This is a genomic window from Novosphingobium profundi (assembly GCF_020524485.1).
GTDB lineage: Bacteria > Pseudomonadota > Alphaproteobacteria > Sphingomonadales > Sphingomonadaceae > Novosphingobium > Novosphingobium profundi_A.
The window spans coordinates 108,893-122,759 of sequence record NZ_JAIVLF010000006.1 but is presented as its reverse complement, the minus strand read 5'-3'; the positions used below and the strand labels follow the sequence as shown (position 1 = coordinate 122,759).

Annotated in this window: 13 protein-coding genes; 7 read left to right on the top strand and 6 right to left on the bottom strand. The window is 68.4% G+C overall.

The window, feature by feature from the left end; translation table 11 throughout:
- Positions 1 to 196 precede the first annotated feature (196 nt).
- Together LC060_RS17005 and LC060_RS17000 are read right to left on the bottom strand one after the other, a co-directional pair.
- Positions 197 to 958 (bottom strand): YgfZ/GcvT domain-containing protein, encoded by a 762-nt coding sequence (locus LC060_RS17005; RefSeq protein ID WP_226637715.1) that lies wholly within the window; start codon positions 956 to 958, stop codon positions 197 to 199.
- A 51-nt stretch (positions 959 to 1,009) separates the two neighbouring features.
- Positions 1,010 to 1,927: a LysR family transcriptional regulator gene (locus LC060_RS17000; protein WP_039390316.1), complete on the bottom strand. Its 918-nt coding sequence runs from the start codon at positions 1,925 to 1,927 to the stop codon at positions 1,010 to 1,012.
- A 219-nt stretch (positions 1,928 to 2,146) separates the two neighbouring features.
- Here LC060_RS17000 and LC060_RS16995 point away from each other — a divergent pair, with 219 nt between their 5' ends.
- Together LC060_RS16995 and LC060_RS16990 are read left to right on the top strand one after the other, a co-directional pair.
- Complete coding sequence (locus LC060_RS16995; RefSeq protein WP_226637713.1) at positions 2,147 to 2,866, top strand: pirin family protein; 720 nt, start codon at positions 2,147 to 2,149, stop codon at positions 2,864 to 2,866.
- Between the two features lie 107 nt (positions 2,867 to 2,973).
- The gene (locus tag LC060_RS16990; protein WP_226637710.1) at positions 2,974 to 3,564 is read left to right on the top strand and encodes a nitroreductase family protein; all 591 of its coding nucleotides are present in this window, start codon (positions 2,974 to 2,976) and stop codon (positions 3,562 to 3,564) included.
- Between the two features lie 129 nt (positions 3,565 to 3,693).
- Here the strand turns inward: LC060_RS16990 and LC060_RS16985 are convergent, their stop codons facing one another.
- Positions 3,694 to 4,053 (bottom strand): hypothetical protein, encoded by a 360-nt coding sequence (locus LC060_RS16985; protein WP_226637708.1) that lies wholly within the window; start codon positions 4,051 to 4,053, stop codon positions 3,694 to 3,696.
- A gap of 169 nt (positions 4,054 to 4,222) precedes the next feature.
- Between LC060_RS16985 and LC060_RS16980 the strand changes: the two genes are divergently transcribed.
- A complete protein-coding gene (locus tag LC060_RS16980) occupies positions 4,223 to 5,557 on the top strand; it encodes a dihydroorotase (RefSeq protein ID WP_226637706.1) in 1,335 nt (444 codons plus the stop codon).
- A gap of 3 nt (positions 5,558 to 5,560) precedes the next feature.
- Here LC060_RS16980 and rarD read toward each other — a convergent pair whose 3' ends face one another.
- Positions 5,561 to 6,478: an EamA family transporter RarD gene (gene rarD, locus LC060_RS16975; protein WP_226637705.1), complete on the bottom strand. Its 918-nt coding sequence runs from the start codon at positions 6,476 to 6,478 to the stop codon at positions 5,561 to 5,563.
- A 307-nt stretch (positions 6,479 to 6,785) separates the two neighbouring features.
- Here rarD and LC060_RS16970 point away from each other — a divergent pair, with 307 nt between their 5' ends.
- Complete coding sequence (locus LC060_RS16970) at positions 6,786 to 7,229, top strand: glycine zipper 2TM domain-containing protein (RefSeq protein WP_226637703.1); 444 nt, start codon at positions 6,786 to 6,788, stop codon at positions 7,227 to 7,229.
- Between the two features lie 379 nt (positions 7,230 to 7,608).
- Entirely contained in the window at positions 7,609 to 8,334 is a 726-nt protein-coding gene (locus tag LC060_RS16965) for a hypothetical protein (RefSeq protein ID WP_226637701.1), read from the top strand.
- 168 nt (positions 8,335 to 8,502) lie between these two features.
- Here LC060_RS16965 and LC060_RS16960 read toward each other — a convergent pair whose 3' ends face one another.
- Both LC060_RS16960 and LC060_RS16955 read right to left on the bottom strand, forming a co-directional pair.
- Positions 8,503 to 9,915: a succinylglutamate-semialdehyde dehydrogenase gene (locus LC060_RS16960; RefSeq protein WP_039390322.1), complete on the bottom strand. Its 1,413-nt coding sequence runs from the start codon at positions 9,913 to 9,915 to the stop codon at positions 8,503 to 8,505.
- 142 nt (positions 9,916 to 10,057) lie between these two features.
- On the bottom strand, positions 10,058 to 11,479 hold the full coding sequence (locus tag LC060_RS16955) for a protein adenylyltransferase SelO family protein (RefSeq protein WP_226637699.1): 1,422 nt from the start codon (positions 11,477 to 11,479) through the stop codon (positions 10,058 to 10,060).
- Between the two features lie 203 nt (positions 11,480 to 11,682).
- Between LC060_RS16955 and LC060_RS16950 the strand changes: the two genes are divergently transcribed.
- Both LC060_RS16950 and LC060_RS16945 read left to right on the top strand, forming a co-directional pair.
- A complete protein-coding gene (locus LC060_RS16950; protein ID WP_226637698.1) occupies positions 11,683 to 12,585 on the top strand; it encodes an alpha/beta fold hydrolase in 903 nt (300 codons plus the stop codon).
- A gap of 29 nt (positions 12,586 to 12,614) precedes the next feature.
- Entirely contained in the window at positions 12,615 to 13,754 is a 1,140-nt protein-coding gene (locus LC060_RS16945; RefSeq protein WP_226637696.1) for a glycosyltransferase, read from the top strand.
- Positions 13,755 to 13,867 lie beyond the last annotated feature (113 nt).

Sequence of the window (13,867 nt, the reverse complement as noted above, 5' to 3'; positions counted from 1 at the left end):
AAAGGGATGCAAGGGGCCATCGCCCCTTGGACCCCAGACTCGGCAACCTCAGCTTTCTCAGCTCCCGCAGCTTGCGTAAGGTGAGGAGATTTAGGAGGGGCTTTGCCCCTCCATATCCGCCAACGCGGCGGGGTACAGCTGCGCTGGACAGTTCGGGGAGCCCGAGGGCGATGGCCCTCGGAAAATCCCTTCTATCCTACTCCGCCTCGTCCTTCGTCAGTTCCATCCAGCCCGGCACGCACTCGGCCGGGATGTCCGCGACGCGCAGGTGATCCACCGCAAGGCCAAGGTCGGTGTAGGCGGCACGGCGGCGTTTCTCGTTCGAGCTTTCGAGCGGGACCACGACCAGGCGGCGGTTGATCTTCTGGCGCCAGTTCATGCGCGCGGTGTTTTCCTGCCCGACGTAGCAGCCCTTGGTGAAGCTGACGCCGTGCAGTTCGGTCGCGTTGCATTCCAGCCAGAGCAGTTCGCCATCGCCCAGTTCCGCGCGGCCCTCGCACACGCCGTGCTTGAGGCGATGCGCGCGCCAGGCTTCGTCCGCGCCGGTCACGATATCGTCCGGGTCGTTGGGGTCGAAGGGCGCGATCCAGCGTTCGCCCAGCGCGGAGAGGCGCGGGTCGGAGGCCGCGCCGTCGCCGGTGTGGGGGCGCCAGTGGACGACGAGGTGATCCTCGCGCGCGATGTCGATGGCGCGGCGCAGGCGATACATCGAGAGGCGCTTCACCAGCGCGTCGGCGACATTCGCCTCGCAGTCGATCAGGAGGTCATCGCCCGAGGGCCAGACCAGGAAATCGAACAGGACCTTGCCTTGCGCTGTAAGCAGGCCGGCCCAGACGGGCAGCGATCCCTTCACGTCGGAGGTGACGAGTCCCTGCAGGAAGGCGGCGACGTCTTCGCCGGTGTCGGGGCGGGCGGAAAGCCGGATCACGGCTCGGTCGAACAGTCGGGTGGCGCTCATGTCTGAGCACATGGGGAGATTGCGGCCAAGTGCAAGATCCCAAGCTGCGAATCAGGCCGTGCTGGCGGCGTGTTCCGCAAGGCGCGTGCGCAGTTCCTCCAGCACCCACAGCGCGGCGGGGCCGGGCCGGTTGTCGCGCCGCCACAGCGCGAGGAGGTGGTAGGACATCATCCGCCGCTCAGGCAGGTCGAGCGCGACGAGCGTGCCATCGGCAAGGTCGCCGCGCACCGCATCGCGCGGCATCGAGCCCCAGCCTATGCCTTCGCGCAGCAGCGCGTGCTTGGCGCCCAGATCGGCAAGGCGCCAGGTGTGCGGGCTCATCACCGCGAAATCATGGCCCTGCGTGAGCGTTGAGCGGTCGGTGAGGACAAGCTGGAGATGGCGGCGGGTGTCGCCCGGAGCGATCCGGGCCTGCTGTGCGAGCGGGTGCGAGGGCGCCGCGACCGGCACCATTTCCACCGCGCCGATCACCTCGCGTTCGAAGTCGCCAAGCTGGGGCAGGTCGGGCCCGGCGATGGCGAGGCTGGCGCGGCCCTCGATCAGCGAGGCGGCCACCGCGCCCAGCGCCTCGATGTGAAGGCGCAGCGGCACGCGCGGGTAGCGCTCCTGGAAGGCGCGCAGGAGGGGAGCGAGGACTTGTCCGGGCACCATGACGTCGACCGCAAGCGCGAGTTCGGCCTCCAGCCCCTGGCGCAGGCTGCGCACGCGGGCGAGCAGCGCCTCGCTGTCCTCGCGGATGATCTGCATGTCGGCGAGCAGGGCCCGCCCGTTCTTCGTCAGCACGGGTTTGCGCGAGCCTTCGCGTTCGAACAGCACCAGATCGAGCTGGGCTTCGACTTGCGCCACGGCATAGCTGACGACCGAGACCGCCCGTCCCAGCTTGCGCGCCGCGCCTCCAAAGCTGCCCTCCTCGACGACGGCGAGGACGATGCGCAGGTGGTCGAGACTGGGGGTTACCAGGTTGGGCATTCAAGATCCTTGAACATTTCTATCTATTTTATCGCAATTTTCCGATCAAATGAAAACGCCTATCTGGGACGAGACACGCGAAAGCGCCCCTCCCATCGATCCCCGGGGCCCTTCGGTTCGCAAAAATGGTCCGCCAGAGCCCTTCAAGGGCCGGACCGCCCTTTCGAGGGGGCGCCGCAAGATGGGACGGCGGCCTCTTCGCCCCAGGAGTTGAATAGCATGATCGAGCTGCGTCCCTTTGCGGGGCTCGGAGCGGCCAACCATGGCTGGCTCGATGCCCACCATCACTTTTCCTTTGCCAACTACCATGACCCCGCGCGCACCAACTGGGGGCGCCTGAGGGTCTGGAACGATGACACCATCGCGCCGCAGACGGGCTTTCCCCCCCACCCGCACCGCGACATGGAAATCGTTACCTATGTGCGGAAAGGCGCGATCACCCACCAGGACAACATGGGCAACGCGGGCCGCACGGTCGCGGGCGATGTCCAGGTGATGAGCGCGGGCACCGGCATCCAGCACGCCGAATACAACCTGGAAGCCGAAGAGACCCAGATATTCCAGATCTGGATCCTGCCCGACAGCCGCGGCGGGGCGCCGGATTGGGGCACACGGCCTTTCCCGAAGGACGACCGCGCGGGCCGCTTCGTGGCGCTTGCCAGCGGGCAGGACGGCGATGGCAACGCGCTGCCGATCCGCGCCGATGCGCGCGTGCTGGGCGCGACCGTTCCGGAGGGCGAAACCGCGCACTACGAAGCCGCGCCGGGCCGCCATCTCTACCTGGTCTCGACGCGCGGGCGTATTCGCGTGGCCGATGGAGCGTCAGGGGGCGAGGCCGTGGAGGCTGAGGCGCGTGATGGCGTTGCGATTACGGGCCTTTCCAGCCTCGCGGTAACCGCGCTAGAGGATGCGGAAATCGTCCTGGTGGATGCCGCCTGACGGTTTTGGCGAAGGTTGCCAGCGCGCCGACTCTCTCGGCGCGCTAGTGGTCTTTGCTGTCATCCCTTTCGCCTCTCTCCCATCCCGATTGCCAAGGATATCCCGACATGACTGCCCAATCGCTCGGACGCACTGCCCACGCCAAGGTCGAGAAGCTGATCGTTGATCGCTGGTCGCCCCGCGCCTTCGATGGAAGTGCGATTCCCCAGGAAGATCTCGACGTGATCTTCGAGGCGGCCGGTTGGGCGCCCTCGGCGTACAACGTGCAGCCCTGGACGTTCCTCTACGCGGTCAAGGGCGATGCCAACTGGGACCTATTCCTCTCGCAGCTGATCGACTTCAACAAGGGCTGGGCGCAGAGCGCCTCGGCGCTGGTCTTTGTCGTCTCGGACACGCAGATGCGCTCGGAGAAGGGCAATTCGGACAACTACAGCGCCAGCTTCGATGCGGGCGCGGCGTGGATGGCTGCGGCCCTGCAGGCGCAGGCGCTGGGCTATCACACCCATGGCATGACCGGCATCAAGTTCGGCGAAGCCGAAGCGGCGCTTGGCGTGCCCGCCGACCATCGCCTCGAAGCGGCCTTCGTGATCGGCAAGATCGGCGACAAGGCGACGCTTCCTGACTACCTGCAGGACCGCGAGGCGCCGGTCGGCCGCAAGGCCGCCAGCGAGATCGCGCGCGCGGGCACGTTCGCCTGACGGGATAACCCGGCAGGCACCCCGGCACCTGCCAACCACCACCATCACCGGCGGGTACCGAACCGGGCCCGGTCTGTGGGCCGATCTTCTGGCAAGGTCGGCGTGCGGGCCGGGCCTTTTCGCGTGCGCTCAGAACGCGACCTTGACCCCGACCATGACCCGGTTGCTCACCATTCCGTTGGGCAGCCCGTACGAATCGACGTGGACGTCGGCCTCGATATTCTCGGTCAGCTTGATTGCCGCGCGGGGCGGGCCGTTCCGGGAAGGCTCGAAGTCCTGCGCGCCGGGTATCGTGCCCAGGCGCTCGGCCTCGGGATCGGGGGCGCAGACCACGATCTCGCCGGGCCGCGAGGCGGGCGCACAGCGCCGCTGTACTGCGCTGAAATCGATTGTGTTTTCCTCGGTGCCGAGGTCCGCAAGGTCAAAGCTCTGCGCCGTGCTCTCCTGGGAGAGGATCGGCGGCGCAGGCGCGGGCTCGGCGAGGGGCATGGGCGCTCCTGTTGGACAGATGTGCAGGGCAAATTGCCCTCCAATTGGGGCCGAAAGAGGGCGGTTTGGCGCTCTCGTGCCTTGCGCGCCCTGCGCGCCGGTCCTAGTTCGACGTGCATGACCCCCGCCTTCACGCGCGGGACCCCAAGACAGAAGAGGCGCAAGCGACATGACTGACCCGGCTGACATGGCACCCGAACTCGTACTTTCCGGCGGCACCGTGCACACGCCCAGCGGTTCGGGCGTGGCGGACGTTGCCGTGCGCGGCGGCAAGATCCTGGGCGTGGGGTCCTACCCCGATGCCGCGCGCCGCATCGACTGCACCGGGCTCGACGTGCTGCCCGGCGTCATCGACAGCCAGGTCCACTTCCGCGAGCCGGGCCTCGAACACAAGGAAGACCTCGAGAGCGGTGGCCGCGCGGCGGTCATGGGCGGCATCACCGCCGTCTTCGAGATGCCCAACACCAATCCGAACACCGATTCGGTGATGCGCATCCAGGACAAGCTCGACCGCGCCTACCACCGCATGTACTGCGACCACGCCTTCTACGTGGGCGCAACCGCCGAAAACGCGCCTGACCTCGCCGATCTGGAGCGCATTCCGGGCACTGCGGGCGTCAAGATCTTCATGGGCGCCTCGACCGGTAACCTGCTCGTCGCCCACGATCCGGAACTGGCCCGCGTGCTGGCCAGCGGTACGCGCCGCGTCGCGATCCACTCCGAGGACGAGGACCGCATGAACGCGCGCAAGGGCGAGCGGGTCGAGGGCGATCCCTCCAGCCACCCGGTCTGGCGCGACGATGAGAGCGCGATGCTCTCCACCAAGCGCATCCTGCGCCTCGCCCGCGAGGCCAAGCGCCCGATCCATATCCTCCACATCACCACGCCCGCCGAGCTGGAGCTGATCGCCCAGCACCGCGACATCGCGACCTGCGAGGTGACCCCGCAGCACCTCACGCTCTGGGCCGAGGACGCCTATCCGCGCCTGGGCTCCTACGCGCAGATGAACCCGCCGATCCGCTCCAGGGCGCACCGCGACGGGCTGTGGCACTGGCTCCAGCAGGGCGTGCCCGACGTGCTGGGGTCCGACCACGCGCCCCATACCAAGGAGGAAAAGGCCAAGAGTTACCCGGCGAGCCCCTCGGGCATGCCCGGCGTGCAGACGCTGCTGCCGCTGATGCTCGACCATGTCGCCAAGGGCAACATGACGCTCGAGCGCCTGATCGACATGACCTCCTCGGGCGTGCAGCGCGTCTTCGGCCTTGTCGGCAAGGGCCGTATCGCGACCGGATATGACGCCGACTTCACCGTGATCGACCGCAAGGGCACCTTCACCATCACCGAGGACTGGCTGGAAAGCCGCTGCGGCTGGTCGCCGTTCACCGGCATGGAGCTGGAAGGCCGCGTCGTCGGCACCATCGTGCGCGGCCACACCGCGATGTGGGAAGGCCAGCTGGGCGAGCGCGCACAGGGCGAACCGCTGCGCTTCGCAGGCGCCCTCTAAACTTCAGGCTGCCTTTGGTCTCGCTCCTGCGCGTGTCCGCTTGCGGCGGCGCAGGAGGTCGAGGCTGAACAGCACGATCGCGCTCCAGATGAAGGCGAAGCACACGATCTGGGTCGTGCGCACCTCTTCGCGGAAGACGAAGACGCCCAGCAGGAAGACGAGCGTGGGCGTCACGAACTGGACGAAGCCCAGCGTCGAATAGTCCATGCGCCGCGCGGCAATGGCGAAGAGCAGCAGCGGCAGGCCGGTGAATACCCCGGCGAGCGCCAGCAGGGCGTCGGTCGTGAGCGACTGCCCCAGGCTCGACCCCGCAGGTGACAGCGCCTGGTTGGTGACGATGGCGATCCCCGGGATCAGCAGGAACAGCGATTCGACCGCGAGCCCGGGCAATGCCTCCACCGCCACGCGCTTGCGCAAGAGGCCGTAGCAGCAGAACGAGAGGCTGAGCCCCAGGCTCACCCACAGCATCGTCAGCGCATTGAAGGCGAGGATGGCGACGCCGAGCGCGGCCAGCGCCACCGCACCCCACTGCAGGCGCGAGAGCCGCTCCTTCAGGAAAAGTGTGCCCGCCAGCACGTTGAGCAGCGGGTTGATGTAATAGCCGAGACTCGCGGCCAGGACGTGGCCGCTCTGCACCGCCCAGACGTAGATCGTCCAGTTGGCCCCGATGAACAGCGAACTGGCTGCGAGGATGCCCAGCGTGCGCGGATTGCGCAGGGCCGTCAGCACCGCCCCGATGTTGCGCCGCCACAGCACCAGCACCGCGCAGAAGGGCAGCGTGAAGACAATGCGCCAGCCCACCATCTCGAACGCGGGCACATGGCGCAGCGCCGCGAAGTAGAGCGGGAACAGGCCCCAGAAGACATAGGTCCCCAGCGCATAAGGCAGGCCGCTGGCAGGGCTTGAGGTAGGGGCGGTCATCGGGGGGACTTTCGAGGAGGGGCAGGCAGGGGGCCAGAAGAATAGGGAAGGAAGGACTTTTTCAAGGGGCCATCGCCCCTTGACCCCCGAATTGGTGAGTTCACCTCTCTGCGCCAGCGTGGGGTGTGGAAGGTGAATTCGGCAGTTTGGGCCGCGACCCACCCCCGCAATCGTATCATTTCGTCGCAAAAGGGGAATCTGACAGCGCCGTTGCACTCCGTTCAGCTTCGATGCCCTAAACCTGAATGCGTACCGCGGATAGGCCCCCGTCCACCGGGCCCGGGTCCCGCAATCGAGGAGAACACCGATGCACGCATTCTTCAAGGCAACCGCGCTGGTGGCGGCGAGCGCCAGCATCGCCACCGCTGTTCCCGCTTCGGCGGCCATCCAGAGCCAGGCCGCGCAGCCTGCGCCTGTGGCGTTTAGCGCGTTCGAGGTGAACCAGACCGATACGCAGAGCTATGGCCGCGACCGTCACCGCTATTCGCGCGAGGACCGCCGCCGGGGTTATGGCCGCACCAACTATCGCGGCTACGACCAGCCCCGCCGCGTGTGGCGCGGCAACAACGGGCGCTACTACTGCGAGAAGAAGGACGGCACCACCGGCCTCCTGATCGGCGGTGCGGCGGGCGCGCTCCTGGGCCGCGAGATCGACGGCGGGCGTGACCGCACGCTCGGTACGGTGCTCGGCGCGGCGGCAGGCGCCCTGCTTGGCCGCGAGGTCGATCGCGGCGGCCAGCGCTGCCGCTAAGCGCCGCACAGGCTCACGTGCTGCGGACAGGGGCGCTCCGATCGCTCTCTCCCTCTCCTGATGGAGCGGCCCTGTCCCGACCGTGACCTTCCCCCAATTCCCGAAATCCCTGTCCGCGCGGACGGCGACGCGCTGGTGGGGGCACGCCCTGCGGTGCAGGCACGCTTCACGGCCTGCCCGCGTGGGTGGAAGGGCGTCTGCACCTCATGTGCAGGCGCCCTTTTTCGTGTGCGGTATCTCACCCTTCGCAAGGATTGCGCGGGGCCGTTTCCCGAAATGGGACGCCGGGGGGCAAGGCGCTGGTCTTAACCTGCCTTTTGCCCTTTGAGTGCATGTCCCCGGTGCCATCAGGCACGCGGGCAGGAAGGATACCGGGACGATGCAGGAGTTTGTGCGAGGAAAGCGGACGGGCGGCTGGGCCTGCGCGGCGCTGGCGAGCGTTCTCCTGGCCGGCTGCGGCACCTCCGAGGAGCCGACCTCTCCGGCCAGCGATCCGGCGATGAGCGGGGCTCTGGGGGAGGACATCATGGTCGACCCGGAAATGGCCGGCCAGGCCGGCGCGGCGCTCGAGGCCGAGGAGGGCGAGGTGAGCCTGCCCCCGGCGGACCGCTCGCCCGAGGCCATCCGCGACGCGCGCGCGAAAGCCGAAAAGCTGGTGGGCCACCCGATCAAGCCCGCGCCCGAAGCGCGCCAGGGCGGGGTCAATGTCCTCACCGAAAGCGCGGCGACCGCGGCGCAGGTGGCCAGGGCGACGAAGCTGGCCAAGACCGACTGCACGACCAAACTTGCCTTCTCGAACACCTGGGCGGCCAAGGTGCCCAAGGCGCTTCCCGTCTACCCGCGCGGCGCGGTGCAGGAAGCGGCCGGTGTTGCGGGCGAGGGCTGCGCGATGATCGTCGTGAACTATGCAACGCCCATCGGTGCGGGCGATGTCGTGGCCTTCTACCACGCCATGGCCGACAAGGCGGGCTACAGCGCGCAGGTGCGCCGCACCGGCAAGGACTACGCCATCGGCGGGCGCAAGGGCGATGCCGCCTATGTCGTTTACGCCGGGCCGTCCGGCCCGGGCACGACCGAGGTCGATCTCGTGACCACCGGCAAGTAGGGGGCAGAGCCGAAGAGGGTCATGATTCAAGGGGCCATCGCCCCTTGACCCCAGAATCGGCGACCTCACCTTTTTCAGCCACGGTGGCGCGTGCAAGGTGAGCCAGACAGTTCGGGGAGCCCGAGGGCGATGGCCCTCGGATTCATCCTTTTTGACTTGTTCCTCAGATCAGGACTTCAGTCCCACGCCGATCACCGCGCGGGGCTGTTCCATCTCGCCCGAGGTGACCGGGTAGGCGCAGTAGTCGGCGGCGTAGTAGCCGGTCGGGCGGTGGTTGCCCGAAAGGCCGATGCCGCCCATCGGCGCGGCGTGGCTGGGGCCCACGGTCGCGCGGTTCCAGTTGACGATCCCGGCGCGCATGTTGGCCCAGAAGCGGTTGTATTCCTGCGGCGTCCCCCCGATCAGCGAGGCGGCGAGGCCGAAGCGGGTGTTGTTGGCCTCTGCGATGGCCTGGTCGAAGTCGTCGACCTTGATGACCTGCAGGATCGGGCCGAACAGTTCGACGTCGGGGCGGCTGGCCATCGCGGTCGTGTCGATGATCGCAGGCGAGAGGAAGGGCAGAGTGCCCTCGGGGCGCTGGAGGTGCTTGATCGCCTTGCCGCCGTGGCTCATCAGGTAGAGGAAGCTTTCCGACAATCCGTCGGCGGCCGCGTTGTCGATGACCGGGCCCATGAACGGGGCGGGCTCGTCGAACGGGGCGCCCACGATGATGCGGTCGGCAAGGCTCTTCACCAGCGGCACGATCTGGTCGTAGAGCGAGGCCTTGACGATCAGGCGCCGCGCGGCCGTGCAGCGCTGGCCCGCAGTCGCAAAGGCGGACTGGACGATGAGCGCGGCCGCATCGGCAAGCTTGGGCGTGTCCCACATCACCATCGCGTTGTTGCCGCCCATTTCCAGCGCCACGATCTTGTCGGGGCGGGTGGCGAGCTTGCGGTTGATGGCGATGCCGGTCGGCGCGGAGCCGGTGAACAGCACGCCGTCGATCCCGTCGTGGGCAACAAGGCGCTGGCCTTCGCCCGGGCCGCCCGGCGCGAACTGCATGACCGCGGCCGAGACCCCGGCGCGCTGGAAGCAGCGGGCAAGCAGTTCGCCCGAGGCCGGGGCCTTCTCGCTCGGCTTGAAGACGATGACGTTACCCGCGATCAGCGCGGGCACGATGTGCGCGCCCGGCAGGTGGCAGGGGTAGTTGAAGGGGCCCAGCACGACGAGCACGCCGTGCGGCTTGTGGCGCAGCGCCATCTTGCCCTGGAGCGCGGAGTCGAGTTTGCGCTGGCTGGTGCGCTCGGCATAGGCGCGGATCGAGATCTCGACCTTGGCGATGACCGCCTCGACCTCGTTGTGGGCCTCCCACAAGGGCTTGCCCACCTCGCGCGCGATGGTGCGCGCCAGCGTGTCGGCTTCCTTGCGGACCTCGTTGGCGAAGCGGCGCATGAGTTCCATGCGCGTGGTCAGCGGCTGGGCGGCCCAGGCTGGCCAGGCCCGCCGTGCGCGCGCGACGACATCGTCGACATCGCAGGGCTTGCCGCGCCAGACTTCGGCACCCGTCGCCGGTTCCAGAGAGATGATATCCGGTGCGCTCACGTTCCCGGCCGTTCCCCGATCGTTTGTCTGTGCTTATGCACGTTACTGTGAAGTCCCCTTAGAGCCTGCGATCCCTAAGGGGAAGAAGTTGGAAATCCTGCATTCCCTTGCACAGGTATCCCTACCGGGTTCCTAATGCGAGTTACAAAAGCGCGTAGCGGCCTGCTGGCTTCGGTTTTGCCCCCAGCTGGTCCCCCAGCGCCCGGATCGCTTGTATCTTGGCCTCGAGTTCGCTCCAGTCGTCGTGTTCGGCGATGGCGGCCCAGACGCGCTCGACTTCCTCGATGTGGAGGTCGGGTGGGGTGCCCTCGTGCCAGAACGGATCGTCGAGGCTGGCGGCGGGGGCATAGGCGGCGAGGCGCTGGCCGAAGGCGTCCTCGCCTGCATTGCGGGCCGCGCGGTAGTGGAAGAAGAAGCGGTCGGGCGAGAAGCCGGTCTCGACCATGGCGTCCTCGGCGGCCTTGATGAGTGCGGTGTCGGCCTCCTGCCCGCGCGACTGGACGCCCAGGCGCCAGCAGAAGCGCCGCGCCATGGCCGCCTGGTAGAGCGGGGCAAAGCGGTCGAGCGCGGCGATCAGCGGCTTGGTTTCGGCAAGCGGGCTCAGCGCCTGGGCCAGCTGGCCGCAGTTCCACAGGAGCGCCTCGGGCTGGCGGCCAAAGGCGTAAAGGCCGGTGCGGTCGAAGTAGGCGGCGGTAAAGCGCGGGTCCCAGCGCGGCGCCCAGCGCCAGGGGCCGTAGTCGAAGCTTTCGCCCGAGATGTTCATGTTGTCGGTGTTGAGGACGCCGTGGACGAAGCCCGCGACCATCCAGGATGCGGCAAGATCGGCAAGACGCTCGACCACCTGGTGGAGGAGCACGATCGCGGGATTGGCGCGGTCGGGCGCGTCCTCGGGCGGCTGTGTGCCGGGGTACTGGGCCAGCGCATAATTAACGAGACGGGAAAGGTGCTCGGTCTCTTCCAGCGCGTAGAGGCGCTGGAACGAGCCGATGCGGATGTGCCCGTGGGAGAGGCGCACCATGACCGCCGAGCGGGTGGGGGAGGGTTCATCCCCGCGCCACAGTTCCTCGCCGGTCTCGACCACCGAAAAGGTCTTGGAGGTGTCGACGCCCAGCGCCTCGAGCATTTCGGTGGCAAGGATCTCGCGCACGGCTCCTTTAAGCGTCAGGCGCCCGTCGCCATCGCGGCTCCAGGGTGTCTGGCCCGAGCCCTTGGTGCCCAGGTCCAGCAGGCGCCCGTCCGGGCCTCCTTCGCGCATCTGTGCGAACAGGAACCCGCGCCCATCGCCAAGGTCGGGGTTGTAGTTGCGGAACTGGTGGCCGTGGTAGCGCAGCGCGAGGGGGCGGGGGAGATTGCCCTCCAGCGGCTCGAACCGGCCGAAGTGGGCAATCCACTGGTCCTCGCTGAGCTCGCCAAGGCCCACCGCCTGCGCCCAGCGGTCGTTGCGAAAGCGCAGCGTGTGCGCGGGGAACTGGGCGGGCGAGACCGGATCGGCCAGCCAGTCGGCCAGCGCGGTGATCGGGGTGTCGGGGCAGTAGGGGGCGGACGCGGGGGGGGAGCTTGCCATCCCTCCTAGGTGGACGTCCCCGCGCGCGGCTTCAAGCGCTAAGCGCACCCGCAGCGCGCAGGGCGAGCGTCCCTTCGCGGCGCCTCGGCCAAGCCGGGTGTTCAGATGGATCGGGGAGGGCTATCAGTCGCCTGCCCCTGGCGCCGGCGATGCGCAGAGCGCCAGGCAACCGCAACAGGACGAGACCGGGACGCAATCGCGACATGACCAATACCGAGGAACAGCTCTGGGAGGATCGCTACTGGTCGAGCGCGGACGGTCTCAAGCTTCATTACCGCGACTATCTTCCCGCCAGCGCGGATGGCGCGCAGGTGCTGGACGAGGCGCGCCCCGTGGTGCTGTGCCTCCATGGCCTCAGCCGCAACGCGCGCGATTTCGACGGCCTTGCCCCCCACCTGGCGCATCGCGGCTGGCACGTGCTGTGCCCGGACCTGCGCGGGCGGGGGGAGAGCGACTATGCGAAGGAGGCCTCCAGCTACGGCCCTGTCCAGTACGTTGCCGATATCCTCGATCTCATCCGCCACGAGGGGCTGCAGAAGGTCGTCGTCATCGGCACCTCGCTGGGTGGGCTGCTGGCTATGGGGCTGGTCCAGGAGATCCCCGAGCGGATCACAGGCGCGGTCATCAACGATGTCGGCCCCTGGCTCGAACCGGCGGGCATGGAGCGCATCCGCGAGTATCTGGGGCAGGGGCGCAGCTATCCCACCTGGGTCCACGCTGCGCGCGGGATCGAGGACGCGCACGACGGCTCGCACCCCGACCAGCCATTGGACTTCTGGATCCGCATGGCCAAGCGGCTGATGACGCTTTCGAGCAGCGGGCGCGTGGTGTTCGACTACGACATGAAGATCGCCGAGCCGGTGCTCGACATCGACCTTGCCGACCAGCCCGACCTGTGGCCCTCGTGGGAGGCGATGGCGGGGCGTCCGCTGCTGGTGGTGCGCGGCGAACTGTCGGACGTGCTCTCGCTCAAGACCCTGGCGCAGATGCTGGAGCGGGTGCCCGGCGCCGAGGCGCTGACGCTGGCCCACGTGGGCCACGCTCCGACGCTCGACGAGCCCGAGGCGCTCGCCGCGATCGAGGCGCTGCTGGCGCGCACGCTCTGAGCGGGGCGGGGACAGGGAAGGGGGCGCCTGTGCATTTCCTGCACCTTCATTCGGGCTTCAACGCAGGCGGCAAGGAACTGCGCGCGGTGCGCCTGATGCAGGCGTTCGGGCCGGACATCGCGCACACCGTGGTCTCGGCCCAGCCCGGTGCCTATGGTGCGGCCGATGTGCTCGATCCGGCCTTGCAGGTGACGCTGGGGGGCGATTTCCCCGCGCTTCAGGGGCGTCCCACACCTGCCCGCCTGAGGCGCATCGCCCGGGCGATGCGGGGGTACGACCTTGTCCTGACCTACAACTGGGGCGCGATGGATGCGGTGCTGGCGCACCGTCTCTTCGCCCGGCGCCTTGGCCTGGGGCCTCTGGTGCACCACGAGGATGGCTTCAACGAGGACGAGGCGGGCGGGCTCAAGTGGCAGCGCAATCTCTTCCGGCGCGCGGCGCTGGCGGGGGCGGCGGCGCTGGTCGTGCCCTCGCAGCGCCTTGCCGCCATTGCGCGGGAGGCCTGGCATCAGCCTGCGTCCCGCGTGCGGCTGATCGGCAATGGCATTCCCACCGCGCGCTATACCGCGCGCCCGGCTCCCGATTCCCTTCCCGGCCTCACCAAGGCGCCCGGCACGTTCTGGCTGGGGACGCTGGCGGGCCTGCGCGCGGTCAAGAACCTGCCCCGGCTGGTGCGCGCCTTCGCCGCGCTGCCGCAGGCATGGCAGCTGGTGATCGTGGGCGAGGGGCCCGAACGCACCGCGATCCTCGCCGAAGCGCAGCGGCTGGGGGTGGCCGAGCGTGTCCACCTGCCCGGCTTCGTCGCCGATCCGGCGCGCGTGGTGGGGCTCTTCGATCTCTTCGCGCTTTCGTCCGACAGCGAGCAGTTTCCGATCTCGGTGGTCGAATCGATGGCGGCGGGCCTCGCCATTGCCGCGCCGGCCGTGGGCGACGTGGCGGCGATGGTGGCTGGGGAAAACCGACCCTTCATCACCCCGGCCGGCGATGAGGATGCGCTGGCCCGCGCGCTGGGCGAGCTTGCCGGGGACGGGGCCCTGCGCGCCCGGGTCGGAGCCGCCAACCAGGCCCATGCCCAGGCCTTCTACGATGAAAACGCGATGATTTCGGCCTATCGGGAAACTTACGCAGCGGCTATGGGAGACGCGCAAGGCTGGCCCTTGCCGTCCTGACAGACCCGTTCAGTTCCGCTTCAGAGCGGGACGTGCAGCGATGATGGCCGTTGAAAAGCCGCATTCATACGCTAAACAGCCCCAAACCCACCTCGTACCGCAGAAAGCGCCCC

Excerpts from the sequence above, each read along its gene's own strand:
- LC060_RS17005 (WP_226637715.1), bottom strand. The coding sequence starts at position 958 with ATGAGCGCCACCCGACTGTTCGACCGAGCCGTGATCCGGCTTTCCGCC.
- LC060_RS17000 (WP_039390316.1), bottom strand. The coding sequence starts at position 1,927 with ATGCCCAACCTGGTAACCCCCAGTCTCGACCACCTGCGCATCGTCCTC.
- LC060_RS16995 (WP_226637713.1), top strand. The coding sequence starts at position 2,147 with ATGATCGAGCTGCGTCCCTTTGCGGGGCTCGGAGCGGCCAACCATGGC.
- LC060_RS16990 (WP_226637710.1), top strand. The coding sequence starts at position 2,974 with ATGACTGCCCAATCGCTCGGACGCACTGCCCACGCCAAGGTCGAGAAG.
- LC060_RS16985 (WP_226637708.1), bottom strand. The coding sequence starts at position 4,053 with ATGCCCCTCGCCGAGCCCGCGCCTGCGCCGCCGATCCTCTCCCAGGAG.
- LC060_RS16980 (WP_226637706.1), top strand. The coding sequence starts at position 4,223 with ATGACTGACCCGGCTGACATGGCACCCGAACTCGTACTTTCCGGCGGC.
- rarD (WP_226637705.1), bottom strand. The coding sequence starts at position 6,478 with ATGACCGCCCCTACCTCAAGCCCTGCCAGCGGCCTGCCTTATGCGCTG.
- LC060_RS16970 (WP_226637703.1), top strand. The coding sequence starts at position 6,786 with ATGCACGCATTCTTCAAGGCAACCGCGCTGGTGGCGGCGAGCGCCAGC.
- LC060_RS16965 (WP_226637701.1), top strand. The coding sequence starts at position 7,609 with ATGCAGGAGTTTGTGCGAGGAAAGCGGACGGGCGGCTGGGCCTGCGCG.
- LC060_RS16955 (WP_226637699.1), bottom strand. The coding sequence starts at position 11,479 with ATGGCAAGCTCCCCCCCCGCGTCCGCCCCCTACTGCCCCGACACCCCG.
- LC060_RS16950 (WP_226637698.1), top strand. The coding sequence starts at position 11,683 with ATGACCAATACCGAGGAACAGCTCTGGGAGGATCGCTACTGGTCGAGC.